Source organism: Vibrio sp. 947 (assembly GCF_033339115.1).
Lineage (GTDB): Bacteria > Pseudomonadota > Gammaproteobacteria > Enterobacterales > Vibrionaceae > Vibrio > Vibrio alginolyticus.
Genome location: NZ_JAWOTX010000035.1, coordinates 1 through 25,007, shown reverse-complemented (window position 1 = coordinate 25,007; position 25,007 = coordinate 1). Strand labels below are relative to the sequence as shown.

The window sequence follows — 25,007 nt, the reverse complement described above, 5'->3', positions numbered from 1 at the left end:
GGAACTGTTTGTCAGGAAGTAAATTCGCTTAGCGGCGACGACGGAATAAGCCAAGACCTAGCAGCGCAAATAGCGCGCCAAAGCCAAACGAACCACCATCTGAATCCTTCGCCCCTTTTGTTCCAGTTTCAGTTTGCGTCATTGAAACATCACGAACAGAGCTAAACTTTACGATATTACCTGTCGAGTCAGTCACTTTCTCTTCTAGCTGATAATTACCTTGATCTGGCGTTTGTTCAAACTCAATATTCACGCTACGCGCATCAATATCAGCTTGAACTAAGGTTTGGCTAGCCGAGTAAGCTTTCGTATCGCTGCTTGCCGCAGCCGCTTGTGTGGATGGCGTTAAGTTCACCGTAACAATATCGCCCACAACCGCCGTTGGTGGTAAACGGACATCGACGGCTAAGTTGTCACCTGCTTTCGGTAAATCGATGTCATCATCTGGTAAATCAATCGCGATGATCACTGGATCGTGATCAGAGGCAGAGAACGCATCTTTGTACTTCGGCATATCACCGGTGTACTTGCTGCTGTATTCGAACAAGTTACTCTCTAGTGAGTTGATGTGCCAATCTTCAATTGCTACCACTTTTTGCGCTAGGCTGCTGCTTGCCAATGCGTGGTCCAAATTACCCAGCTCGCCCGAATAGGTGTAAGAAAACGTATCAGTGCCGTGCAGCAACGTGTTTAAATTGTGCAGACCGTAACCTTTTTCAATTTTGGTCTTCTCTACTTGAAGTTCACCATCACCAATGGTTGTGTAAGCAGCAGTATAAATGTCACGGCCGTATTTCTCTTTCGAGTAATCAGTCAGTGTCAGAAGTGGGTCTTCCATGCCATAAGCATTGAGGTCGCCCATGAGCAATACATCGCCTTTCACCTCTTTCAACGCTTCACCCACTGCGTGCGCAGCAGAAACGCGGAAGTTGTTACAGTTGCCTTGCAGATCCGCTGGCTCAGAATCTTCTACACCGGCAATCCACTCTTCAATACACTCAGAGCCTTTCGACTTAAAGTGGTTTACGACAATAGACAAATCTTCACCCGTCTCTTTCACCGTGAAGGTCTGAAGTAGACTGTGGCGTTGGTACTTATCGTAAGCAGGGTTACTTTCTGTGCCCTCTTTACGAGTAATTGTGTTTTCTGCAATGTGCTGCTCTGGCGTGATGATCACTTTTGCAGCGTCTTTTGGCGTTACTGCGTTAGCACGATATAAAATCGCCACCATGATCGCATCACTGCCAAAGTATTCGTCTTGGTATTTGTCTTGCTCTTCGATTTCGACATACGTGTAATGATCTTCAGCGTCATCAATCTCAGCATTTAGGGCATCAACTAAGTTTTGGATAGCACTGCCATCACCAAAGCCGTTGTTTTCCACTTCCATCAAACCAATAACGTCTGCGTCCATCTTGTTCATCGCCGCAACGATTTTCGCTTGCTGGATCAGGAATTCGTCTAGATTAGTCGCACCGCGGTTTTGTCCGGTTGGGTTTTCATGACCACTGTCAGCCACGGAGTTGAAGTAGTTCAGTACGTTGAAGCTTGCAATACGCAAATCTGAGTCCGCAATCGCTGGGGCATCTTTACGAGCCACATCGAAGCCTTCACCTGAAGTCACAAAGTTGGTGTTATCGACTTCATTGGTCGCAATCAGGCGGTATTCGTTGTAGCTGTAAGCCACGACACCCTGAAGACCTTCTACTCGAGAACCAAGGCGAATGTGCTGCTCTGAAGAGCCATCTTGGTCTGCATCTTTAGCAAAATCTGGGTAGTATGGGATTTGTCCGTTTGGTGCTTTGCCATCTGATTCTAAGTATACGCGGTTCGCTGCGTTGTCTTTTGCTAGCTCAACGGCTGCATCGCTCTCTGCCGCGTGTAATTGAGTCGGCTTTAACAATGGCGCTTCATGAGAGAGCATCATATTGTTACGACGTGAATCGTAGTCGTAAGAGAAGTTTCGAGTTACAAACAAGTCACTTGCCGAGGTTAACTCAACTTGCATCCCTTCATGACGCTCAAGCGCATCACGTAGTGTCTCACCTTCTTTGATAACAAGATCGGTAACTCGAGGGGTTTCAGAGGTGCCTGTTTTCACATAGCTGTTAGCATCAGAAGCAAGCTGAGTATTGCTGTAATACTCTTGAACTTTACCTTTCACACAAACAACATCACCAGCTTTCAGCGCCGTGTCCGCCGCGTCGGTATGAATGAACAAGCCTTCTGAGGTCTTGTCGTTGTTGTCGCTTTCTAATGCTTGTAGGTAGAAACCTTTGGTTAGGCCAGTGGTAACAGCAGTCACGACACCAGTTACGAAATAATCTTCGTCAGTAATGTATGGGTAACCATCAATGAATGGAGACGTATCGCCTTCACCTTGAATATCTTGGATGGCAGTGAAGTTAGGTTGCTGACCGTCGGCTTCACAAGCGAATGGTGCTGGTGGCTCAGTCGCATTTAGCTCACCAAGGCCGTCAATGTTGTCTTTCTCAAATGCCGTCCACTGAGATGCATCATAAGTAGCAGAAGGGGTTAGTGCATCACTGTTACGAACTAATGTGGTGTCTTTACCAAAATCTACGTCACCCATCATACCGATGATGTCGTGCACTTCACCATCTTTAAGCAGTGCGATCGGGTCGTCACCGTTAAAGTTCGCAACGCTTTTATCTGTGATATCGGCGACAGCTTTGATGGCATCGCTCGCGTCACCATGCGCCAGTACATACACTTGGTTAGCTTGTATCGTCACTTGGCTAAGGTCGAATGTGCTGCCCCAAGTACCACCACCGTTTGATGATTTCGCCAACTCGTAGCCAGTGAGTGTCACCGCAGTATCACCCGTATTAGCGATCTCTACCGCTTTATTATAAGCGCCGCCTTCTACGTATTGGGAAATAATAATCTCTGCGTTCGCGTTTGCACTAAGTGCACTGGCGATGGTTAATGCGAGTATTGAGGGTTTGATTAACGTGTCCATTGTCATACCTGATATTTATGTAAATGCAAACTTAGCTCTGGTTAGAGCCTGCCATTTGCGTCTACTATCAGGTTTATTTATGAAATAAATAAGAATGAGTAATTAAAGCCGTGAAATGAATCACATGTGAATATAAGAAAATATGCCAGAGCATCCCATTCAAACATTTTTTGTAATAAATACAGAGCGCTATTGATAAACAAGTCAGAATTTAGATTGATTACTCAGTTTACTTTTTCACTTCATGTTAAGGAGTAGAAAATACATCACTTGTTGAGTTGCTTATTAACCCAACCGTTCCGTTACAAATAAAAAATATAATTAGTCACTAATTTAGAATGCTTTAATTTTCACTTGCATCACTGTTCAAGCCCAAGAATCTATTACTCGCTTCGTTCTCTCTTATACAGGCCCCTCATACTTCAAAGTTTTCATGATTTATTCAATAACTTTTCATTACTCACTAGCCAAAAACATACACAAAAGATATAACACCTGCGCGAGACAATAAGATCTCATTAGCTGTAAACCCAGGAACGACAAATGAAAAAAATTCAACGCAGTGTGCTAGCTCTCTCCCTACTTGGCTTGATAGCGGGGTGTCAGTTGACCGCCAGTGAGCCACTTCAACCTACGGCGAATCAAGACATCATCGAATCAGCCAAAAATGAACTGGATGGTATTGAAGAGCTAGAAGTCAGTGACGAGGGTGTTATTACCTTTACTCAGCGTCTAAGAACGCCAGGAACCTACTGGATTCCAGCGAGAATTAAAGAACTCAGCTACGATATATCATGCGTACAGCTTAGTTACTTCATTGATAGAGGCATGGTTGTGAAGTCTGCCTTTCTAGGGGCTCGAGGACGTGTTGAATATTACGACATGGAACGCTGTATGAAAGACACGCCATTTCAGTAATACAGGCATAAAAAAGCTCCACCAAAGTGGAGCTTTTTCGTATTCGTTCTTAGCGACTATGGGCGAGCTACAAAACCTACTGCTTCGTATGCTTTCTTAAGCGTTTCAGCCGCTCGTGCCGAGGCTTTCTCAGCGCCTTGCTGCATTACCTCGTCCATGTAAGCACGATCAGCGCGAATACGGTGATATTCTGCTTGAATTGGCTCAAGCATTGCTACAACTGCCTCACCAACATCTTTCTTAAATGGGCCATACATTTCTACGCCTTGGTACTTCGCTTCAATCTCTTCGAAGCTCATGCCTGTCGCCGCAGAGTACAGACCCATTAGGTTAGCAATGCCCGCCTTGTTCTCGATATCATGACGGATACTTGGTGGCGTTTCGGTATCGGTTTGCGCTTTGTTGATCTTCTTAAGGATCGACTTAGGCTCTTCCAGCAGCGTGATAACGTTCTTACGGTTGTCATCAGATTTAGACATCTTCTTCGTTGCGTCTTGAAGGCTCATTACACGCGCATTTACTGTCGGAATGTAAGGCTCTGGAACTTGGAAGATTGGCTGCTCTGGCGAGTAAATATTGTTGAAACGCGTTGCGATATCACGCGCTAATTCTAGATGTTGCTTCTGGTCACTGCCTACAGGTACTTGGTGCGCACCGTAAAGCAAAATGTCAGCAGCCATCAACACCGGGTAGTCAAATAGACCGACGTTTACGTCATTCGCGTAACGTGCCGATTTGTCTTTAAACTGAGTCATACGGCTCAGCTCACCCATTTGAGTGTAACAGTTAAGAAGCCAACCTAATTGAGCATGCTCTGGTACATGTGACTGAACAAATAGCGTGCTCTTCTTCGGGTCAACACCAACTGCCAGACAAATTGCCAGTGCGTCTAGAGTTGCTTCATGCAGCGCTTTAGGGTCCTGACGAACCGTAATCGCGTGAAGGTCTACCACACAATATTGGCAATCATAATCGTCTTGCATCTGCTGCCATTGACGTAGAGCACCCAAGTAGTTACCGATACTTAGTTCACCTGAAGGTTGAACACCACTCAATACAATGGGTTTGCTCATTAGAATGATTCCTTTGACTTCTTAATCTAATTAAATGAAAAAAACCGTGCAGTAATAGGTGCACGGTTTACTCAGTGTACTCATTAACGAGTATTTTGGAAGCTCTTTTGTAGCCGTTATGCAGAAACCGCTACAACGTCCAATAATTCTGCCAAACTGTCAGCGACGAAATCTGGATTTGATGCTGAAATAGGTTCACCGTGGTTGTAACCATATGTCAGACCAAATGAGGCACAGCCTGCATTCTTTGCTGCGAGAATGTCGTTTTTCGAGTCGCCAACCATCAGCATTTCACTTGGTTGGATTTGGTGCTTTTCCATCAACCAGTTCAATGCTACTGGGTTTGGTTTTTTCTCTGGGAATGCATCACCGCCAAGGACATCAACGAAGTATTTTGCGATGTCGTGCTTTTCCAAAACGTCAGGCACAAACTTTGAAGGTTTGTTAGTCACCAACGCCATAACAAAGCCCGCTTTGTGCAGCTCTGCTAGTGTCTCTTTTACCGTTGGGTAAAGATGACTTAGCTTGTGACCGCTTTGCTCGTAGTAGTCATCAAACAATACACGCGCTTTAGCACGAAGCTCTTCACTCAGCTCTGGGTTGATGGTCAGGCTTTGGCTTAATGAGCGACCAATAAGCACGTCTGCGCCGTTACCCACATAATCACGAACTTGTTCTTCTGAAACCGATGGAAAGCCAAGCGCCTGTACTGCTTGGTCTGCCGCGACAGCTAGATCTGGCACGCTATCAAGCAAAGTACCATCTAGATCGAAGGCGATGAATTTAATGTCTTGTTGAGTCATAACTTCCCTGAGGATTTTTATTTATAAATCGGTGAAAACGACAAAGGATGGCACCCCATCCTTTGTTTTTATCATTATGTCTGATTCTACAGTAACTGTTTGTTTCGTCGTTACTTTGCAGCAATACGCTGACGAACTGCCTCAAACAAACAGATGCCGGATGCCACAGATACGTTCAAGCTTGAAACGCTACCAGCCATTGGGATCTTAATCAAATCGTCGCAGGTTTCACGAGTCAGACGACGCATACCGTCACCTTCAGCCCCCATTACGATAGCAAGAGGTCCAGTCAGTTTGGCTTGGTAGATGTCGTGCGTTGCTTCACCCGCAGTACCAACAAACCAGATGCCTTTCTCTTGCAATGTACGCATAGTACGAGCCAAGTTAGTCACTCGGATCAATGGTACAACTTCAGCTGCACCACAAGCGACTTTACTTACCGTCGCACTCATTGGCGCAGAACGATCTTTCGGTACGATGATCGCCGCAGCACCTGCCGCATCTGCGTTACGTAAACACGCACCAAGATTGTGTGGATCGGTCACGCCGTCTAACACTAAGAGCAGTGGTGATTCGTGCTTTGCAAGGATGTCATCAATATCGTTCTCATTCAGCTGCTTCGCTGGTTTCACACGAGCGATGATGCCTTGGTGATTTGCACCGCGTGCTTTGTCATCCAAGGTTTTACGTGTCATCTGCTGAATAGAAATACCACAAACCTGAAGATCATTTAGGATTGGCATTAGGCGATCATCTTGACGACCTTTTAAAACGTACGCCTCGATAAAACGCTCTGGTTCGCGCTCCAATACCGCCTTCACTGCGTGAATGCCGTAGATAAATTCGTTACTCATTGTTTAACCTGTTGTTCTGGTCGTATTGCCTGCGCCAACCGAGTTTGAACTAAGTTGGCGCTTCAACCTACTGCGCTTCTTTTTTAGTGCGCTTGGTTTTCTTCGGCTTACTGTGCGGCTTCTTTTTACGTGCTTTTTTCACTTTAGGCTTCTCGTTGCCTTCGGCGTCACCACGTTTTGGGCCATTACGCTTACTCGTTGCGCCCGTTTCTTCTGGGCGTTTAGTTGGCTCTATCGCAGGAATTGCACGAGCCGCGCCACCTTCTTTCGATGAAGAGCGAGTCGCAGCGCGTTTTTTATCTTTCGCTTTGCGTTTTGCTTCCGCTGCGCGTTTCTTCGCAGTCTTACCTTCGCCGCGTAGCTTACGACTTGTTTCGACCAATTCAAAGTCAATTTGCTTGTCATCGAGGTTAACAGCCAGTACTTTTACTTTTACTGCATCACCTAAGCGGTAGATGTTACCGAAACTTTCACCAATAAGTCGTTGACCAATCGGGTCAAATTGATAGTAGTCGTTCGCAAGGGTAGAAATATGTACCAAACCATCGATGTGCAAATCCGTTAAACGTACAAAGAAGCCAAAGCTAGTGACATTAGCGATAACACCGTCTAGTTCGTCACCGACGTGGTCTTGCATATATTCACACTTCAGCCAATCCGCAACATCACGTGTTGCATCATCAGCACGGCGCTCTGTCATCGAACATTGTTCGCCGTAAAAATCCATGTCGTCAAACGAGTAATGATAGCCACCTGTTGGTGTCCAGCGATCTTGATTACGACCTTCTTCTTTAGCAATCAGATACTTGATTGCACGGTGAAGTAACAAGTCAGGGTAACGACGAATTGGCGACGTAAAGTGCGCATAGCGTTTCAATGCCAACCCAAAGTGCCCCGCGTTATCTGCGTTGTATACCGCTTGCTTCATTGAGCGTAGCAGCATGGTCTGAATCAACTCTTGATCTTGACGCCCGGAGATTTGACGTGCGAGATCAGCATAGTCCGTTGGTGAAGGCTCTAAACCACCTTTTAGCTCAAGACCAAGTTCACTTAAGAAGTCACGGAAACCTTGCAGGCGTAATTCACCTGGAGATTCGTGGATACGATAAAGCGCGGGCTCTTTCGCTTTTTCTACCAGCGATGCCGAAGCAATGTTGGCTAAAATCATACATTCTTCGATGATCTTATGCGCGTCATTACGAATTACTGGCTCAATGCTTTCGATTTTACGTTCCGCATTGAAAATAAATTTGGTTTCAACGGTTTCAAATTCGATTGCACCGCGTTGATCTCGTGCTTCTTTCAGCACTTTGTACATCTTGTGCAACTCTTCTAGATGAGAAACAAGCGGCTGGTAGCGCTCACGTAGTTCTTCATCCCCTTCTAGAATCGCGCTCACTTTGCTATATGTGAGACGAGCGTGCGAGTTCATCACCGCCTCGTAATGCTTGTAACCAGACAGCTTACCTGTATCGGAAATGGTCATTTCGCACACCATACACAAGCGATCTACTTGCGGGTTAAGCGAACATAGACCGTTCGACAGTACTTCTGGCAACATTGGCACAACTTGCGAAGGGAAATATACTGAGTTACCACGATTGATCGCTTCTTTGTCCAACGCAGAGTCAGGACGAACGTAGTAACTGACGTCAGCAATCGCTACCCATAAACGCCAACCACCTTCTTTGTTCTTTTCACAGTAAACGGCATCATCAAAGTCTCGTGCGTCTTCGCCGTCAATGGTCACTAGTGGCAAATCACGTAGATCCACACGACCAACTTTCGCTTCTTCTGGTACTTCTTCGCCTAAGTTTTCGATTTGTTTATCGACGGCTTCTGGCCATTCGTGAGGGATTTGGTGTGTACGAATCGCAATTTGTGTTTCCATACCTGGTGCCATGTTTTCACCAAGGACTTCAACCACTTTACCCATCATGCCGCGTGAGCGTGAGCCACGATCAGTAATTTCAATTACGACTACGTTACCCATGCGTGCACCCGCTTTGTGCTCATTTGGGATCAGGATATCTTGGCTGATACGCGAGTCATCTGGGACAACATAGGAGTATCCATATTCAAGGAAGAAACGACCAACGATTTGATCATTGCGCTCCTCTAGCACACGCACCAAACGTCCTTCACGGCGGCCGCGCTTGCTGTTGTCTGTCGGTTGCACTAAGACAAAATCACCGTGGATGATGTTCTTCATCTGATGGTGCGGTAACAGAATATCATCATCCTTGCCGACGCTGCCTTCTGGACGTACCCAACCATGGCCATCACGATGACCAATCACGTAACCTTTCACCATTTCAAGTTTTTCAGGCAATGCATAGCACTGACGGCGGGTAAACACCAGTTGGCCATCTCGCTCCATCGCACGTAGCCGACGACGCAACCCTTCGTATTGCTCTTCGCCCTCAAGCTTTAGTGCCTCAAACAAGTCGTTACGATTCATTGGAACGCCCGCTTGCTCTAGAAACTCGATGATAAACTCTCGGCTTGGAATTGGATTTTCGTAATTTTTGGATTCACGATCTGCAAAAGGATCGTTTGGAATATTGTCTGACATAGGCACGCCTATCTAGCAAGGAAGGTATATGGCTAGTATATCTGAGTCTCTCGATAAGCTACAGAATTGCTTTGAAAAAAGAATGATCGAGATCGACTCTAGGCATGCAAATGAGTTAAGGACGAGCCAGCAAGATCAAAAGTTCAGAATTGTCACTGAGCAAGGATTCAATCGTGCAATCATCCAACTCCGCCAGGAAGGCACTTTTTGCTTTCGCCAATTTATCTTTGAGGCGGCAAGCAGGGGTAATATGGCAAAAATCCACACCACAGTTGACTAAATCTAACGGCTCTAAATCGCGCACAACACCACCGACTGTGATTTCAGACGCTGGCTTCATCAGCCGGATACCACCGTTTTTTCCGCGCACGGTATGGACATAACCCAACTGCCCTAACCGATTGATAACTTTAACCATATGGTTACGTGACACACCAAATAAATCCGTCACTTCGGTAATGCTGGTTAACTCATCTTCCGGCAACGAAGCCAAGAAAATTAAGGTTCTCAACGCATAATCAGTGAAACTAGTTAACTGCATATTCTCTCCCAAAGTGCGACTCAATAACCCGCTGGTGGTGCTAAAACCCCAAACTTGAGCTATCGATAAAAGTGTAAATCTTTTCTTGATCGAAAGATACATTTGAGATACAACTTTAAACATGCATTATAAATACAACTTAAAGTAGGAAGCCCTTATGCTCAGCAATCAAACTATCGAGATCGTCAAAGCGACCGCACCACTCATCGCCGAAACAGGACCAAAACTGACCGCGCACTTTTACGAGCGTATGTTTACTCATAACCCTGAGTTGAAAGATATTTTTAACATGAGTAACCAGCGTAACGGCGATCAGCGTGAAGCATTATTCAACGCTATCTGTGCCTATGCTGCCAATATTGAAAATTTGCCAGCTCTGCTTGGCGCAGTAGAGAAAATTGCGCATAAGCACACGAGCTTTTTGATCACAGAAGATCAGTACCAAATCGTTGGTAAGCATTTACTTGCGACAATCGATGAGCTTTTTAATCCAGGTCAAGAAGTGTTGGATGCTTGGGCTGAGGCTTACGGCGTACTTGCGAATGTATTTATTCAGCGCGAAGAACAAATTTACCAACAAAATGAAGCTTTGGAAGGCGGCTGGCGCGGTCTACGCGAATTTGAATTAGTCGATAAAAAGATTGAGAGCGAACACATTTGCAGCTTTGTATTCAAGCCAACCGATGGTCAAAAAGTGGCGCCGTATAAACCGGGACAATACCTTGGCATCTACATCAACAGTGACCAGTTAGAAAACCAAGAAATTCGCCAATATAGTCTGTCTTCTGCGGTCCAAGAGAACACTTACCGTATCTCGGTAAAACGTGAAGAAGGCGGAAAAGTGTCGAACTACCTGCACGATAGCCTGAACATTGGCGAAAAAGTGCAGCTTGCGGCCCCTGCCGGTGACTTCTTTATGGATGCCGAACCACAAACACCCGTTGTTCTAATTTCTGCTGGTGTGGGACTTACTCCAACGCTGTCAATGCTAGAAAGTCTCTCAGAACATCAAGCACCTGTAACTTGGGTTCATGCAACAGAAAATGGCCAACAGCATGCTTTCAAGCAACACGTAAACCAACTCGTTGCAGAAAAAGAAAATATGAACGCGCTCGTTTGGTATAACCAACCAACGGCAGAAGACAAGCTAGGTGAAGACTTCCACTTCACGGGCTTTGTCAATCTGTATGAAATTGAAGCTGCATTAAAGCAAGATAACGTGCAGGTGTACTTCTGTGGTCCTGTAGGATTTATGCAGCACGTAGCGAAACAGCTATTAGAACTTGGCGTACCAGAAGAGCAATTCCATTACGAATGCTTCGGTCCACACAAAGTGGTTTAAGCGCTATCAGCTATCGGGAAAACAACAAAGCCCACGTGACGTGGGCTTTGTTGTATGAAGTTGTTTGCAATATTGAAGTGTTACCAAAAGGTGTCTCGCCGTTTAGCTCGAGCAATAACGTTTTGTGGCATGCGCTGTTCAAGGCCGTTTCTCAATACAGTTATGCGCTTATGCTGCCGCTTATCTGCTGTGACAGAGTTATATAACCAACGATACGCATCTTCGTAATCGAGTGGACTGCCATAATCACGTAAAAGCAACTCGGCCAGATGAATACGCGCGTTTAGGTTTCCCATTGACGCAGCTTCTCGCAAATATGGAATTGCACGTTCTTTATCTTGCTGTACTAAAGTGCCACGCGAATAGTATCGGCCAATCTGCTCTAGTGCAGCAGGTAACCCCTGATGCGCTGCATTTTCGATGTAGTAAAGACCCAGTTCGACATCTTGCTCGACACACACACCCCAAGCTAACATATCTCCGTATAGAAACTCATAAGCGGGTAAGTTAATTCGAGTCGCACGAGCTACGATATCCTCCACCAGCTGGCAGTTATCAGCGCGCACACGTTGTAAGTGCTTATTTTGCTCAATAAGCTTTATCAGCTCTGCTTCGGTATAGATCGGAACTGGTGCCCCCACATCAGCAACATTGGCTTTCACTGTGGTAGCAACCAAGGTCAACAACAGTGAAGCAGCCACTGTTCGTAACTTCATAAACGTACCCTTAAGGTATCTAAGAAACCAAAGATCGGTGAAGGATCTCCTCTGCTTGATAACCTTATCGGCAAAAAACAGCTAAGCTTTAGACAATTTTTGCCTCTGATTTAGGCTCAGCGGCAAAAGCTTGCCATATGAGAGTCACGCTGTTTTTGTTCAGATACAAAAAAGCCGACCATAAGGTCGGCTTTTGCAATCTTTAACGGCTATCAATTAAGCTTCGAATGGGTGAACTTTGATGATAGTTTCGTTACGGTCAGGACCTGTAGAGATGATGTCTACTGGAACGCCAGTTAGCTCTTCAATACGCTTGATGTAGTCAAGAGCTGCTTGTGGTAGAGCATCTAGTGACTTAGCACCAAATGTATTCTCAGACCAACCAGGCATTGTTTCGTAGATTGGCGTTGCTTTTTCGAATGCTTCAGCAGCCATCGGAGAAACTTCTAGCACAGAGCCATCTTCCATCTTGTAACCAGTACAGATTTTTAGCTCTTCTAGACCATCTAGTACGTCTAGTTTAGTTAGACAGAAACCAGATACAGAGTTGATTTGGATTGCACGACGCATAGCAACAGCATCGAACCAACCTGTACGACGTAGACGACCAGTTGTCGCACCGAACTCGTGGCCAACTTCACCTAAGTGCTTACCAATTGGATCTTGCTTATCTAAACCGTCGTATAGTTCAGTCGGGAATGGACCAGCACCAACGCGAGTACAGTACGCTTTTGCGATACCCAAGATGTAACCGATGTGACGAGGACCAAAACCAGAACCTGCAGCAACACCACCAGCAGTCGTGTTAGAAGACGTTACGTACGGGTAAGTACCGTGGTCGATATCAAGTAGTGTACCTTGTGCACCTTCGAACATGATCTTGTCGCCGCGCTTACGTGCTGCGTCTAGTTCGTCAGTTACGTCGATAACCATTGAAGTTAGTAGCTCAGCGTAGCCTTTCGCTTGCTCAAGTACTTCTTCGTAGCTTACTGGCTCCGCTTTGTAGAAGTTAACTAGTTGGAAGTTATGGAACTCCATGACTTCTTTTAGCTTCTCTGCGAAAGTCGCCATATCGAATAGGTCGCCAACGCGTAGACCGCGACGAGCAACTTTATCTTCGTATGCTGGACCGATACCACGACCAGTAGTACCGATAGCTTTTTTACCGCGAGCGATTTCGCGAGCTTGGTCCATTGCAACGTGGTAAGGAAGAATTAGCGGACATGCTTCAGAAATGAAAAGACGCTCGCGTACTGGAATACCGCGCTCTTCAAGAGGCTTCATTTCTTTAAGTAGAGCTTCAGGTGATAGTACAACACCGTTACCGATAACACATTTTACGTTATCGCGAAGGATACCTGATGGAATTAAGTGAAGAACGGTTTTTTCACCGTCAATTACGAGAGTGTGACCTGCGTTGTGACCGCCTTGGTAGCGTACCACGTATTTTGCATCTTCAGTTAAAAGGTCTACGATTTTACCTTTACCTTCGTCACCCCATTGGGTGCCTAGAACGACTACGTTATTTCCCATCTTTCCAAGTCTGATTGCTAGTTAAAAATGGATTCTAGCACCGAATCACGCTTCTTGCAGTCATTTTTTGTTCACAGAGTTGCTACCAGAATGTCATCTTGCCGCTTTGTTCATTTTGAAATCAGCATATCACTGATAGTATTTAGCTTTCTCTATTCGACTGGAAAGCGCTATGTCTGAATCCATATGGTTGGCGATTGGGCTCGTGTTGATCGTGGAAGGCATTGGGCCACTGATTGCTCCTAACGGTTGGCGGAATATGGTGGCTCAATTAAGTGAACAACCCAACAATCAGCTACGACGCATCGGTGGCTGCCTAGTAGTTGCTGGAGCCGTCATCGCCATCATGATGAGCTAGCACTTAGCATCAGATACAAAAAAGGCTCCCTAAGGAGCCTTTTATTTCAATGAGACGCGGAGATTATTTCTCCATGCTGCCCTTCGACTGGTTCATGTATTGGAAGAACTCACTCTTCGGATCAAGCACCAGAATATCGCTCTTAGAGCTGAAGGACTTCTCATACGCACGTAGCGAACGTAGGAAGCTAAAGAACTCAGGGTCTTTGTTGTATGCTTCAGCATAAATCTTCGCAGCTTCAGCATCCGCCTCACCTCGTGTCACACGCGCAGTTTTATCAGCTTCAGCTAGAATAGTTGCTACTTCTAGTTCTGCTTGAGCACGAATAACTTCCGCTTTTTCACGACCTTGAGAACGGTGCTTACGAGCAACTGACTCACGCTCCGCACGCATACGACGGTAGATAGACTCACTGATTTCATCAGGCAGGTTGATTTTCTTCATTCGGAAATCAACGACACGAACACCCAAGTCTTTCATTGCGCTTTCACGCGTGTCTTTCAATACTTCAGACATGATTAGGTCGCGTTCACCATCAATCTCAAGCGCCTCACGAGCCGCTTCAGTTGCGACAACATCGGCACTTGCGTCTTCTGGTAGCACATCATCGTTACGTGGACCAGATACGATCTGTTTGATTTCACGAGCACCGATTTCAGAACGAAGCACGTCCGTCACTTTACGCTCAAGTAGTGCCTCTGCTGTTAGCGAGTTACCACCGCCTGTCGCGAGGTAGTAGCGACCAAAATCTTCAATACGCCACTTCACGTAGGTATCAATGATAACGTCTTTTTTCTCAGACGTTACGAAACGGTCTGCACGACCATCCATTGTTTGGATACGTGCATCAAGTTGTTTCACACGGTCAAACAAAGGCATCTTGAAATGCAGACCAGGCTCGTAAATTCGAGTGATGTCGTTATTGTCTTTCAAGACACGACCAAATCGAACCACGATACCGCGCTCACCTTCAGGAATCACAAACAAAGACATCAACATTAATGCCAGTGCGATTACCAGTACAGGGATCATTAACTTACGCATTCTTAGTATCTCCCTTGACGTGAACCTGTTGAACGAGACTGCGAGTTCGAAGTGTCTTCTTGTGTACGATCAGACTCAAGTTGAATTTGATCATAGGTTGAAGATGACTTCGATTTACGTTTGGTATCTGCTTTGCCCTCTTGTCCCGCCAACTTATCGATTGGAAGGTAAAGAAGATTGCCGCTTGATTCCGAGTCAATCAACACTTTCGAAGTACTTGAGTACACCTCTTCCATTGCGTCAATGTACAGACGATCACGCGTTACACCAGGCGCTGCTTGGTATTCTGGTAATAGTTTTTCGAACTGTGCTACCTGACCAAGAGCCTCGTTAGTGACACGCTCATTGTAACCTTGTGCTTCTTTCTTCAAACGCTCTGCACGACCCGTTGCCTTAGGCAAGATTTCGTTCTTGTATGCTTCAGCTTCACGAATGAAACGCTCTTCATCCTCACGTGCTGCGATTGCATCATCAAACGCATCTTTCACTTGCTCTGGTGGACGAGCAGACTGGAAGTTCACATCAACAAGTACCAGACCCATATCATAGCTATCAATGATTTGGTTCAGTGTTTCTTGCGTAGTTTGACGAATTTGCTGACGACCACTGGTTAGAATGCTATCCATCAATGAGTCACCAATTACTGCACGTAGTGCAGAATCCGTTGCTTGACGCAAGCTGTCGTCTGCATTGGTTACACGGTACAAGTATTTGTATGGGTCAGTCACTCGGTACTGAACATCCATCGCAACTGTTACAACGTTTTCATCTTTAGTCAGCATTAGACCAGATGCACGTAGTGAACGAATCGCTTGTACGTTTACCGCTTCGTACTCATCAATAAAGCGAGGACGCCAGTTAAGACCTGGGTCTACGATACGATCGTATTTACCTAAACGCAGTACAACACCACGCTCTGCTTCGCCGATGGTGTAAAAACCAGCGAAGAACCAAACTGCAACAGCAATCAGAGCAATCACGCCAAAGCCAATTGCACTACCACCACCGCCGCCGATTGGAGAACCACCGCCGCCTTTTTTACCAAACTTGCCGCCCAGCTTTTGACTCAGTTTGTTGAACACTTCATCTAAATCTGGCGGACCTTGATCTCGGCCACCAGGACGCTGGCCACCACGATTATTATTACCCCAAGGGTCATTATCGCGGCCATTGTTGCCGTTGTTATTTCCAGGCTCATTCCACGCCATTAGAAAGCTCCATCATTTGATATGACGTTATACTGTAGCAGTCCTTTAAGTGACTATAAAGCCAGTCAAAACTGCCCCTTCTCTTTTTTCAAGTCTAGACCAATCTACTTGCTGCATTCGAATATCGATCAACAAGTTACCATCCTGGTCATATTCCTCACGTTGAATACACTTCATTTGGAAGAAGGTACTACGGAATCGTCCTTGATACTGTGGAGGAATTCGCAACTGATGCTCGACCATTTGTGACGCCAGACGTTCCGTCAGAGCCTCAAACAGGACATCAATGCCCAACCCATCCATTGCTGAAACCCAAACTGCGCGAGGTACGCCTTCCTCGTCTCGTTCTATACGTGGTTTCTGCGAATCTAGATTGTCGATTTTGTTCATGACAACCAGAGTCGGCACTTCATGCGCGTCGATCTCTTCTAGTACTTCATGAACAGCTTGAATATTCTCACGAAAACGCTCATCACTGGCATCAACAACATGTAACAAAATGTCAGCTTCTTGCGTTTCCTGCAAGGTTGCCTTGAAGGCCGCAACCAAGTCGTGTGGCAAATGTCGAATAAAACCAACCGTGTCTGCCAAGATGGCAGGGCCAACATCTGCTAACTCTATCTTACGTAAAGTCGGGTCCAAAGTAGCAAATAATTGATCAGCCGCGTACACGCCAGCTTCTGTAATACGGTTGAAGAGTGTCGACTTACCCGCGTTGGTGTAACCCACAAGTGAAACCGTTGGGATTTCAGCTCGATTTCGGGCGCGGCGCCCTTGTTCACGCTGCTTCGCTACTTTGTCTAAGCGTCGCAGGATGGCTTTGATTCTGTCACGCAATAAGCGACGGTCGGTTTCCAGCTGGGTTTCACCCGGGCCACGTAAACCGATACCACCTTTCTGCCTTTCAAGGTGCGTCCAACCACGAATCAAACGAGTAGAGATATGACGAAGTTGAGCCAGCTCTACCTGTAGCTTACCTTCGTGTGTTCGAGCTCGTTGAGCAAAGATATCGAGAATAAGACCAGTGCGGTCGAGAACTCGACATTGGCACAGTGCTTCGAGGTTACGTTCTTGGGCAGGAGAGAGGGCGTGATTAAAAATCACAATTTCGGCACCCGTTGATTGTACCGCTGTAGCAATCTCTTGGGCCTTACCCTCTCCGACATAGTATTTCGGGTGTGGGGATTGACGACTACCAGTTACCACTTGTAGCGCCTCTACCCCAGCAGAAGAAACCAGCATTTCGAACTCAGCCAGATCTTCCCATTCACCTTCTTGCGTGAAGTTGATATGAACAAGTACGGCTCGCTCACCGGATTCATAACGGTCAAACAAGCAATCAACTCCTTATTTTAAAAATACTCGATGAAGAATTAATCTTCTGATTTCTCTTGTGGACGCTCACCTTGTGGACGTTCACCGCTGTGATGGCTCACTGGACGAGCCGGCACAACTGTTGAGATCGCGTGCTTGTACACCATTTGGTTAACAGTATTCTTCAGCAGGATCACAAATTGATCGAATGATTCGATCTGACCTTGTAGTTTAATACCATTCACAAGGTAGATAGATACCGGGATACGCTCACGACGTAGCGCGTTTAGAAATGGGTCTTGTAGAGATTGCCCCTTAGCCATTTTTATTTTCCTTATTTAATTTGTAGTTGTAATTATTTAGCTAGTGGTGCAATGCAAAAGATACGGCTTTTGCATCTGAGCTAAACGAATCAAAAATGCACTCTAAGTAATTAGCAGCATAGTATAAAAACCGCCAACAACAGATCCTTTGAGAGTGCGTTCACGCAAAAACGATCACATTATACACAGCTATGTCAATCAGATGCTATTGCTTCCGACATCGTTTCTAATGCCTGTTCAATGTTCTCGCTATCCAACCAAGTTAAATCATCCCAGCTGCGTAACCAGGTGATTTGACGCTTGGCCAATTGACGAGTCGCGCATACGCCACGAAATACCGCTTCGTCACGTGTACACTCCCCATCTAAATACTCCCACATCTGTCGGTAACCGACGCATCGTATGGAAGGAAGATCGGGGTGAAGATCTTTTCGCGAATGTAACGCTTTCATTTCTTCTTCAAAGCCCGCTTCCATCATCTTCTCGAAACGGAGTTCAATCCGACGGTGAAGTTCTGCCCTATCCTTGGGAGCTATTGCAAACTGCTTGACTCGGTATGGTAGGCTTTCACCTTTCGTTTGAGTCAATTCAGTCAAAGTTTTACCTGAAATGCGAAAAACTTCCAATGCCCGAGATAAACGTTGGGGATCATTGGGATGGATTCTCGCGGCTGACACAGGATCAACCTCTTTGAGTTCATCGTGCAACACTGACCAACCTTTAGTCAATGCCTCTTGTTCAATTTGCTGACGAATTTCAGGATTTGCAGCAGGAAGTGGTGATAAACCTTCAAGTAACGCCTTGTAATACAGCATTGTTCCACCCACAAGAAGTGGAATTTTTCCTTCTGCAACAATATCATCCATCGCTTTCAATGCATCTCGACGAAAGTCGGCGACAGAGTAAGATTCACTTGGATCCAAAATATCTATCAAGCGATGAGGCGCCAAACTTAACTCTTTTTCATCCGGTTTCGCCGTACCGATATCCATCCCTTTGTAGATCAAAGCAGAATCAACACTGATGATCTCAATCGGAAATTTTTGACGAAGACTAATCGCCAGCTCAGTTTTGCCTGATGCAGTTGGCCCCATTAAAAATAGCGCCAAAGGTAGTTTATCTGTCATGGTTTTAATTTGGCTATCGTGGCAGAGAAATCAACAGCGGATACGAATTTTGTATCTTCTAATGGCAATTGACCATGTCTTAGCTGTTCAAGTTCCGCAATAATTTGAATGGCTTCAGAAAAAGTATAGTGACTCTTCACTGTCGTGACCTGTAATGCGAGCCAATCTATCAACTCAGACAGCATCTGAGCCGCTGCTATACCTTCGTTCACACAAGATTGCGCGTAAGATAACAGATCTGGTACTAAATTTTGTAAGTTTTGTTGACGCAGCGGAGCTGGAACGCCCATCACCATTAAGGCGTGCTCGTTTCTCGCTTTCAATTGAATACCAAGCAATGCCAAATCTTGTTGATAATCTTGGGCCAGTCTCACTAATTCGGCCTCTAACTTAATAGATAGAGGAACAAGCAGAGGTTGTGCCTTAAGTGCACCATCGCTTGGAGTGAGCTGGCCTTTTACACGATAAAATTCTGCTCTAGGTAACGAGACTAACGCCGCCCCACTGTCACTGTCCATCAAAACAAATTGTTCATCGACCACCATCAGCGCTTTGCCTAATGCAGTAATCGATGGCATTGATGTGTGCGAAGTTATCGTTTGGGGCGCTATTGGAGTGACTGCCTGAGCCTCAAACTCTGGCGTTTTCAACAGCTCGTGATAAGCGCGTACTTCTTGTTTAGTTGGCGCTGGTTCTACGTGGCGCTCTTTACTGTGACTTGGCTTTGGTGCGGGTTTGGATTCCACCCAATCATTACGTTTGAATGACTCCACTACGCGCGCCTCTCGCACGGAGGTTTCACTAGGACCGCTATTACGAGGCTTCACTTCATAATCACTGCGTCCAGGATAAGCCGGTGTACTCTCTATCGCTTGATAAACCCGTTCTGGTACTGGTGAAGATGCTGGCTCTTGTACTTTTTCAGGCTCTGGCGAATGCTCAATCTCTTCAGACTCAGTCGGTTCCACGCGATGAAATGCCGATTCATTCACCTGTGGTTTATCAATCACGGCGCTTTGTGAAAGTGCATCCGTCAAAGCTTGATAGATGAAATCATGCACCAAACGAGCTTGGTGGAAACGCACTTCATGCTTAGCAGGGTGAACATTCACATCTACTTGGTGCGGATCTAGCTCAATAAAGAGCACATACGCAGCAAACTGATCTGGCTTTAAGCTCATTTCATAGCTTTGACGAATCGCGTGATTGATTAATTTGTCACGCATCATTCGGCCATTCACATAGCAATATTGTAAATCGCTTTGCTGCCTTGCTCCCTCTGGCGTGGTAATCCACCCATGTAGCTTAAACCCTTGATGCTCAAGCTCGATTCTGAGCATATGCTGCACAAACGCATTACCGCAGACAGCAGCAATACGCTTTTCGGTTTGAAGCTGATTTTTCGCCGCGCGATATTGACGGATGATCTTGCCGTTATGACGCACATTGATGGTGACATCAAAGCGGCTTAACGCAATGCGTTTCAATAACTCATCAATATGAGCAAATTCGGTTTTCTCCGTACGAAGAAACTTGCGACGCGCTGGAGTATTAAAAAATAAGTCCAACACCTCAACGGTAGTGCCAATCGGGTGCGCTGCTGGCTTAAGCTTCACCTGCATATCACGCCCTTCGGAGTAGGCACTCCAGGCTTCTTCTTGTGCCGCTGGACGCGACGTGAGCGTCAAACGCGAAACTGAGCTAATACTGGCTAACGCTTCACCGCGAAAACCTAGACTCATAATGGCTTCGAGATCATCTAAGGTATGTATCTTAGATGTCGCATGACGACTGAGCGCTAAGCCGAGTTCATCTTTCGCGATACCTTTTCCGTTATCACGAACACGAATCAGCTTTGCGCCTCCTTTCTCGATATCGATATCGATTCGAGTTGCGCCAGAATCAAGACTATTTTCAACCAGCTCTTTAATCACAGAAGCAGGTCTTTCGACCACTTCCCCTGCGGCGATTTGGTTTGCAAGTCTGGCTGGCAAAATTTTAATCGTCATAATGAGTTAGAAGCTCACCTACTTGTTTGGAATGATCAGGACTTGCCCAACCGCTAGCTGATCAGAGCGTAAGTTATTCGCTTTACGAATGCTCGATACGCTAACGCCGTATTTGGACGCTATTTTGCCAAGGAACTCACCCCGAGAAACCTTGTGCTTACGAATTGGTTTATCTTTTACCGCGACCGTTATCTTCAACTTTTGCCCTACCCACAAGGTATCTGACTTCAAGTTATTCTCTCGGCGGATATCTGAAACCTTCACTTTATAGTGATTCGCAATCTTACCTAAGAACTCACCAGACTTAACCTTGTGCGTAATGGTTTCTGTCTCAACAGTAATCGGTTTACTTGGCACTTTAATCGTACCAGCAGAAGGAATGTTGAGCTTCTGACCAATTGCCAAGCCTGTCGACTTCAAGTTGTTTGCCGACATCAGCGCTTTAGAGCTAAGCCCATATTTGTTCGCGATCACCGATAATGACTCGCCACGCTTTACAATATGTACCATTGGCTTCGCTGAAGGCGAGAACACCGTACCCTCTGGTGGGTTATCTTTTAAGTACTTGACGACCGCCTTAGTGATAGCCTGAGCTAACTTATCTTGGTGCGCTCGTTGAAACAGTAAACGCTCTTCTGTTGGGTTAGAAATAAAGCCCGTTTCCACTAGCACAGACGGAATCTGTGGAGAGCGTAAAACCGCAAGGCTGGTGTTGATCGGTTTGGTGTTATGCAGGTGCGCAACACGTCCCATCTCACCTAGGATTTCTGTTGCCAGCTTATAGCCTTCTTTTTGTGAATGACTAAACTGCAAGTCCAACAAAGTTTGGTTCACGTTACGATCTTTTGTCTTCGTGAAGAACGCATTACCCGAGCCGCCCAATAACTCAGACTGTTTCTCATGGTTCTCGACCCAACGAGCAATTTCGGTATTTGCACGACGAGTATTTAGTACGAAGACCGATCCACCGCGAGGCTTCGGTGAAGTAAACGCATCTGCGTGAATGGAAATCAGCAAGTGCGCATCATTTTCACGAGCAATCGCGACACGACGGTTTAAGTTTACAAAATAATCTCCCGTACGAGTCATGCGCGTTTTAATACCAGGAGTCGCATCGAGCTGAGCAGCAATTTTTCTTGAAATACTCAATACCGCATCTTTCTCGTACTTACGACGTGAAGGGCCAATAGAGCCAGGGTCTTCCCCACCGTGACCAGGGTCGATAACAATTAATACTTCTTGAGCTCGTTGAACTGAACTCATGTCTTTGCTGGCCGCCGCTGGCTTACTCGGTTTAGAGGTCGATGCCTTCTTACCGTGCGGTAAATCAATCACCAAGCGGTGACCATACTGCCCACCTGGTGTTGGGCTTAATTTAAATAATTCCGCTTGAACGCTCTTCTTTAGTTCAAACACCAAACGATAAGTGCCCTTCTCTGGAGGCGAGCTTTTTCGTACCAGTTTTAAAACAGGGCTATCCGTAACAGTAACAGGCAGTTTGGCCTGCATCGTCGTGCTTTTTAAATCCACGACAAGGCGATCCGGCCCTGATAAAGAGAAATAGGAATAGTCAGCTTCCGAGCCTAAATCGATGACAACACGCGTTTCATCAGGTGAAGGCCAAACTCGAAAACTCTTAACGACGTTAGCAAATGCTAAATTGGGGATGAGAAGGAGAAAAGTGGCGACAAACGTCGCCACTACTCTAAAATTTGAAAAACTCAACATAGTTCCAATCGACTGAGTAACTGCACACCATAATCATTATTAGCTGTTAGTTCGGCTACACGTTGCTCACCTTGGTAGCGAATGTTTACATCAAGATCCGGTTGTGGCAGTAAGCCATGCCCTTTTTCAGGCCATTCAACCAAGCAAATCGCATCGTCTGTGAAATAGTCTCGAATCCCCATAAACTCAAGCTCTTCAGGATCCGCAAGACGATAAAGGTCGAAGTGATATACTTGCCACTGATCCAACTGGTACGGTTCGACTAGAGTATAAGTTGGACTTTTCACGTTACCTTGATGACCAAGAGCACGGACAAAACCACGACTAAAGGTTGTTTTACCTGCACCCAAATCACCATGCAGATAAATTGTGGTTTGCTGGGAACAAAGCTGAGCCAAAGCGGTGCCTAGTGCAACCGTTTCATGCTCATCTTTTAAATTGAATTGTTTCGTGCTCATTGATGCTTCTCTAACTAATGATCGTTGACTATATAAAAATCAAAAGAACAGGAATAGTAAACCGTGTTGGTTTTGAGAGACAAGCTTTCAAATGTCATATGTGCGAAAAAAGTATCCAATAAACGGTATCTTAATCATCTTAGTATCGACCTAGATTTAGAATATATGCAAATGACTTCAATAAGCAGTATTCACAACATCAAAAACGTACCTAACTGGGTAGCACCAAAGCCAGAGATCCGTTAAGATCCGCCCCCCTTTATTCCGGTGGTTAACATGAACTACGAACAACTCGCACAACAAATCAAAGTTTGGGGAAAAGAACTCGGCTTCCAAAAAGTTGGGATCTGCGACGTTGATCTGAGTGAACATGAAGCAGCACTACAAAAATGGCTTGATGCAGGCTATCACGGCTCAATGGATTGGATGGCTCGTCACGGTATGATGCGTGCTAGACCCCATGAGCTACTCCCGGGAACCGTTCGTGTTATCAGCGTCCGGATGGACTATCTGCCACCAGAGGCTCAATTCGCTTCGAACCTCGCGAATAAAAGTCATGCCTATATTAGCCGCTACGCACTAGGGCGCGATTATCACAAGCTCGTCAGAAAGCAGCTAAATAAGCTCGGCAAACTTATTGAACAAGAGGTTGGTCAATATGGTTACCGACCTTTCGTTGATTCCGCACCAATATTAGAGCGACCTCTCGCCCAAAAAGCGGGCTTAGGTTGGACCGGGAAACATTCCCTGATTTTAGATCAAGACTGTGGATCGTGGTTCTTTTTAGGTGAACTACTTATCGACTTACCACTACCCGTAGATGAGCCAAGCGTTGATCAGTGCGGTAAATGCAAAGCATGCATTACATCATGCCCAACACAAGCCATCGTTGAAGACAAAGTTGTCGATGCCAGGCGTTGTATCTCTTATCTCACCATCGAGTTCGATGGCGTGATTCCTGAAGAGTTTCGAAAGCCAATGGGTAACCGCATTTATGGTTGTGACGACTGTCAATTGGTTTGCCCATGGAACCGCTACGCCGACATAACGGAGCAAGATGATTTCCACCGTCGTGACAGTTTCAAAAACCCTGACCTCGTCGACATGTTTAACTGGGATGAAGCGACTTTTCTAAAAAATATGGAAGGCTCCGCTATCCGTCGTATTGGTCATATACAGTGGCTACGTAACATCGCTGTCGCACTTGGTAATGCGGAATATAGTCAGCGAATCATAGATGCGCTGGAAAGTCGGCAAGGTGAAAATAAATTACTTGATGAGCACATTAAATGGGCTTTGACAGAGCAACTGAATCAACTCCCCACTGAGAGTAATTCATCTATAGAGACGAAAAAGCAACGCTTAATAAGGATAGTCGAGAAGGGACTGCCGAGAGACGCATAGAGCGTAGTCTATATGCAAGAGATTGAAAGTACTTTTGCATGTTCAATTCATGACCTTGTTCTCAATTTTGTAATGTGGAAAAAAATTTGAGATTCAAGAAAAACAAGCTAGCAGAAAAAAGTTAAACACAGCTCGGAGAAATGACTAGGATCAAAAAAATACCAGTTAATGATCGTATTTTAACGTACCCGATCCGACAAAAAACTTATTTTTTCTTTATATAACAAAGATTTAATTGATATTTCTTTGTTGTTTCCACTTCACTTTAGAGAAAAGATCTTTCTTCCCCATCATAAAAAGTCAAGCTAAAAACACTTTATCAACCAACTTATCCACAGAACGACGTGTGTGGATAACTCTGTTAATTAAAGTAGATAAAACACGCGAAGCCTCATCATACTTGTACGTCAGCCGATTCATATCGTGTTTTAAACACAAACGAAATCGTCCGACATCATATGATGCGGATAAAAGTTTAGCTTTTGGGGATTCATGCTTCGCAGCATTATGAAAAGAGCGATGTGATTGGTTGCGAGAAGCAGGCGTTGAATCAAGCGGCGCATCCGTAGACGACTTAACAATTGTATACTAAATAAGTACTCAATCTATCGTCTTGTATTTGGTTGCGGGGGCCGGATTTGAACCGACGACCTTCGGGTTATGAGCCCGACGAGCTACCAAGCTGCTCCACCCCGC

At 45.6% G+C, this 25,007-nt stretch carries 20 protein-coding genes; 4 read left to right on the top strand and 16 right to left on the bottom strand.

Going from position 1 to position 25,007, the window contains the following annotated elements:
* Positions 1–28: 28 nt before the first annotated feature.
* Positions 29–2,983 (bottom strand): ExeM/NucH family extracellular endonuclease, encoded by a 2,955-nt coding sequence (locus tag R7Q39_RS26715; RefSeq protein ID WP_318077068.1) that lies wholly within the window; start codon positions 2,981–2,983, stop codon positions 29–31.
* 543 nt (positions 2,984–3,526) lie between these two features.
* Here R7Q39_RS26715 and R7Q39_RS26710 point away from each other — a divergent pair.
* Complete coding sequence (locus R7Q39_RS26710; protein WP_005381401.1) at positions 3,527–3,901, top strand: hypothetical protein; 375 nt, start codon at positions 3,527–3,529, stop codon at positions 3,899–3,901.
* Positions 3,902–3,957: 56 nt separating this feature from the next.
* Here the strand turns inward: R7Q39_RS26710 and trpS are convergent, their stop codons facing one another.
* From trpS to nsrR, 5 genes are all read right to left on the bottom strand, one after another.
* Complete coding sequence (gene trpS, locus R7Q39_RS26705; RefSeq protein ID WP_005381398.1) at positions 3,958–4,974, bottom strand: tryptophan--tRNA ligase; 1,017 nt, start codon at positions 4,972–4,974, stop codon at positions 3,958–3,960.
* 116 nt (positions 4,975–5,090) lie between these two features.
* Positions 5,091–5,777 carry a phosphoglycolate phosphatase gene (locus R7Q39_RS26700; RefSeq protein WP_005382834.1) on the bottom strand — a complete coding sequence of 229 codons (687 nt, stop codon included), beginning with the start codon at positions 5,775–5,777 and terminating at the stop codon, positions 5,091–5,093.
* A gap of 110 nt (positions 5,778–5,887) precedes the next feature.
* A complete protein-coding gene (gene rlmB, locus R7Q39_RS26695) occupies positions 5,888–6,631 on the bottom strand; it encodes a 23S rRNA (guanosine(2251)-2'-O)-methyltransferase RlmB (protein ID WP_170897535.1) in 744 nt (247 codons plus the stop codon).
* Between the two features lie 67 nt (positions 6,632–6,698).
* Positions 6,699–9,206 carry a ribonuclease R gene (rnr, locus tag R7Q39_RS26690; protein WP_064368822.1) on the bottom strand — a complete coding sequence of 836 codons (2,508 nt, stop codon included), beginning with the start codon at positions 9,204–9,206 and terminating at the stop codon, positions 6,699–6,701.
* 115 nt (positions 9,207–9,321) lie between these two features.
* Positions 9,322–9,747 (bottom strand): nitric oxide-sensing transcriptional repressor NsrR, encoded by a 426-nt coding sequence (gene nsrR / locus R7Q39_RS26685; RefSeq protein ID WP_005381392.1) that lies wholly within the window; start codon positions 9,745–9,747, stop codon positions 9,322–9,324.
* A 157-nt stretch (positions 9,748–9,904) separates the two neighbouring features.
* Between nsrR and hmpA the strand changes: the two genes are divergently transcribed.
* A complete protein-coding gene (gene hmpA, locus R7Q39_RS26680) occupies positions 9,905–11,089 on the top strand; it encodes an NO-inducible flavohemoprotein (RefSeq protein WP_262636186.1) in 1,185 nt (394 codons plus the stop codon).
* Positions 11,090–11,169: 80 nt separating this feature from the next.
* Here hmpA and motX read toward each other — a convergent pair whose 3' ends face one another.
* Complete coding sequence (gene motX / locus R7Q39_RS26675; RefSeq protein ID WP_005381388.1) at positions 11,170–11,805, bottom strand: flagellar protein MotX; 636 nt, start codon at positions 11,803–11,805, stop codon at positions 11,170–11,172.
* Positions 11,806–12,021: 216 nt separating this feature from the next.
* Positions 12,022–13,338, bottom strand: a complete 1,317-nt coding sequence (locus R7Q39_RS26670; RefSeq protein WP_005381385.1) for an adenylosuccinate synthase — start codon at positions 13,336–13,338, stop codon at positions 12,022–12,024.
* A 172-nt stretch (positions 13,339–13,510) separates the two neighbouring features.
* Between R7Q39_RS26670 and R7Q39_RS26665 the strand changes: the two genes are divergently transcribed.
* Positions 13,511–13,696, top strand: a complete 186-nt coding sequence (locus tag R7Q39_RS26665; protein WP_005381383.1) for a DUF2065 domain-containing protein — start codon at positions 13,511–13,513, stop codon at positions 13,694–13,696.
* A gap of 63 nt (positions 13,697–13,759) precedes the next feature.
* Here R7Q39_RS26665 and hflC read toward each other — a convergent pair whose 3' ends face one another.
* The 8 genes from hflC to tsaE form a co-directional block, all read right to left on the bottom strand.
* Positions 13,760–14,740, bottom strand: coding sequence for a protease modulator HflC (hflC, locus tag R7Q39_RS26660; protein ID WP_005381382.1), 981 nt, complete (start codon positions 14,738–14,740; stop codon positions 13,760–13,762).
* Between the two features lie 2 nt (positions 14,741–14,742).
* Positions 14,743–15,948, bottom strand: coding sequence for an FtsH protease activity modulator HflK (gene hflK, locus R7Q39_RS26655; protein WP_005381381.1), 1,206 nt, complete (start codon positions 15,946–15,948; stop codon positions 14,743–14,745).
* 45 nt (positions 15,949–15,993) lie between these two features.
* On the bottom strand, positions 15,994–17,283 hold the full coding sequence (gene hflX / locus R7Q39_RS26650; protein ID WP_005381380.1) for a ribosome rescue GTPase HflX: 1,290 nt from the start codon (positions 17,281–17,283) through the stop codon (positions 15,994–15,996).
* Positions 17,284–17,321: 38 nt separating this feature from the next.
* Entirely contained in the window at positions 17,322–17,585 is a 264-nt protein-coding gene (gene hfq, locus R7Q39_RS26645) for an RNA chaperone Hfq (RefSeq protein WP_005381379.1), read from the bottom strand.
* A gap of 194 nt (positions 17,586–17,779) precedes the next feature.
* Positions 17,780–18,712 (bottom strand): tRNA (adenosine(37)-N6)-dimethylallyltransferase MiaA, encoded by a 933-nt coding sequence (gene miaA / locus R7Q39_RS26640; protein ID WP_053303035.1) that lies wholly within the window; start codon positions 18,710–18,712, stop codon positions 17,780–17,782.
* Positions 18,709–20,721: a DNA mismatch repair endonuclease MutL gene (mutL, locus tag R7Q39_RS26635; RefSeq protein ID WP_318077067.1), complete on the bottom strand. Its 2,013-nt coding sequence runs from the start codon at positions 20,719–20,721 to the stop codon at positions 18,709–18,711. Before mutL ends, miaA begins: the two co-directional genes overlap by 4 nt.
* A gap of 18 nt (positions 20,722–20,739) precedes the next feature.
* Entirely contained in the window at positions 20,740–22,449 is a 1,710-nt protein-coding gene (locus tag R7Q39_RS26630; RefSeq protein WP_005381374.1) for an N-acetylmuramoyl-L-alanine amidase, read from the bottom strand.
* Positions 22,443–22,907, bottom strand: a complete 465-nt coding sequence (gene tsaE, locus R7Q39_RS26625; RefSeq protein ID WP_005381372.1) for a tRNA (adenosine(37)-N6)-threonylcarbamoyltransferase complex ATPase subunit type 1 TsaE — start codon at positions 22,905–22,907, stop codon at positions 22,443–22,445. The genes R7Q39_RS26630 and tsaE overlap by 7 nt, the downstream gene beginning before the upstream one ends.
* 276 nt (positions 22,908–23,183) lie before the next feature.
* Here tsaE and queG point away from each other — a divergent pair, with 276 nt between their 5' ends.
* A complete protein-coding gene (queG, locus tag R7Q39_RS26620) occupies positions 23,184–24,311 on the top strand; it encodes a tRNA epoxyqueuosine(34) reductase QueG (RefSeq protein ID WP_005381370.1) in 1,128 nt (375 codons plus the stop codon).
* Positions 24,312–25,007: the final 696 nt, after the last annotated feature.

Bases quoted from the DNA above. Each gene is read 5' to 3' on its own strand.
- R7Q39_RS26715 (WP_318077068.1), bottom strand. From the start codon at position 2,983: ATGGACACGTTAATCAAACCCTCAATACTCGCATTAACCATCGCCAGT.
- R7Q39_RS26710 (WP_005381401.1), top strand. From the start codon at position 3,527: ATGAAAAAAATTCAACGCAGTGTGCTAGCTCTCTCCCTACTTGGCTTG.
- trpS (WP_005381398.1), bottom strand. From the start codon at position 4,974: ATGAGCAAACCCATTGTATTGAGTGGTGTTCAACCTTCAGGTGAACTA.
- R7Q39_RS26700 (WP_005382834.1), bottom strand. From the start codon at position 5,777: ATGACTCAACAAGACATTAAATTCATCGCCTTCGATCTAGATGGTACT.
- rlmB (WP_170897535.1), bottom strand. From the start codon at position 6,631: ATGAGTAACGAATTTATCTACGGCATTCACGCAGTGAAGGCGGTATTG.
- rnr (WP_064368822.1), bottom strand. From the start codon at position 9,206: ATGTCAGACAATATTCCAAACGATCCTTTTGCAGATCGTGAATCCAAA.
- nsrR (WP_005381392.1), bottom strand. From the start codon at position 9,747: ATGCAGTTAACTAGTTTCACTGATTATGCGTTGAGAACCTTAATTTTC.
- hmpA (WP_262636186.1), top strand. From the start codon at position 9,905: ATGCTCAGCAATCAAACTATCGAGATCGTCAAAGCGACCGCACCACTC.
- motX (WP_005381388.1), bottom strand. From the start codon at position 11,805: ATGAAGTTACGAACAGTGGCTGCTTCACTGTTGTTGACCTTGGTTGCT.
- R7Q39_RS26670 (WP_005381385.1), bottom strand. From the start codon at position 13,338: ATGGGAAATAACGTAGTCGTTCTAGGCACCCAATGGGGTGACGAAGGT.
- R7Q39_RS26665 (WP_005381383.1), top strand. From the start codon at position 13,511: ATGTCTGAATCCATATGGTTGGCGATTGGGCTCGTGTTGATCGTGGAA.
- hflC (WP_005381382.1), bottom strand. From the start codon at position 14,740: ATGCGTAAGTTAATGATCCCTGTACTGGTAATCGCACTGGCATTAATG.
- hflK (WP_005381381.1), bottom strand. From the start codon at position 15,948: ATGGCGTGGAATGAGCCTGGAAATAACAACGGCAACAATGGCCGCGAT.
- hfq (WP_005381379.1), bottom strand. From the start codon at position 17,585: ATGGCTAAGGGGCAATCTCTACAAGACCCATTTCTAAACGCGCTACGT.
- miaA (WP_053303035.1), bottom strand. From the start codon at position 18,712: ATGACAGATAAACTACCTTTGGCGCTATTTTTAATGGGGCCAACTGCA.
- mutL (WP_318077067.1), bottom strand. From the start codon at position 20,721: ATGACGATTAAAATTTTGCCAGCCAGACTTGCAAACCAAATCGCCGCA.
- R7Q39_RS26630 (WP_005381374.1), bottom strand. From the start codon at position 22,449: ATGTTGAGTTTTTCAAATTTTAGAGTAGTGGCGACGTTTGTCGCCACT.
- tsaE (WP_005381372.1), bottom strand. From the start codon at position 22,907: ATGAGCACGAAACAATTCAATTTAAAAGATGAGCATGAAACGGTTGCA.
- queG (WP_005381370.1), top strand. From the start codon at position 23,184: ATGAACTACGAACAACTCGCACAACAAATCAAAGTTTGGGGAAAAGAA.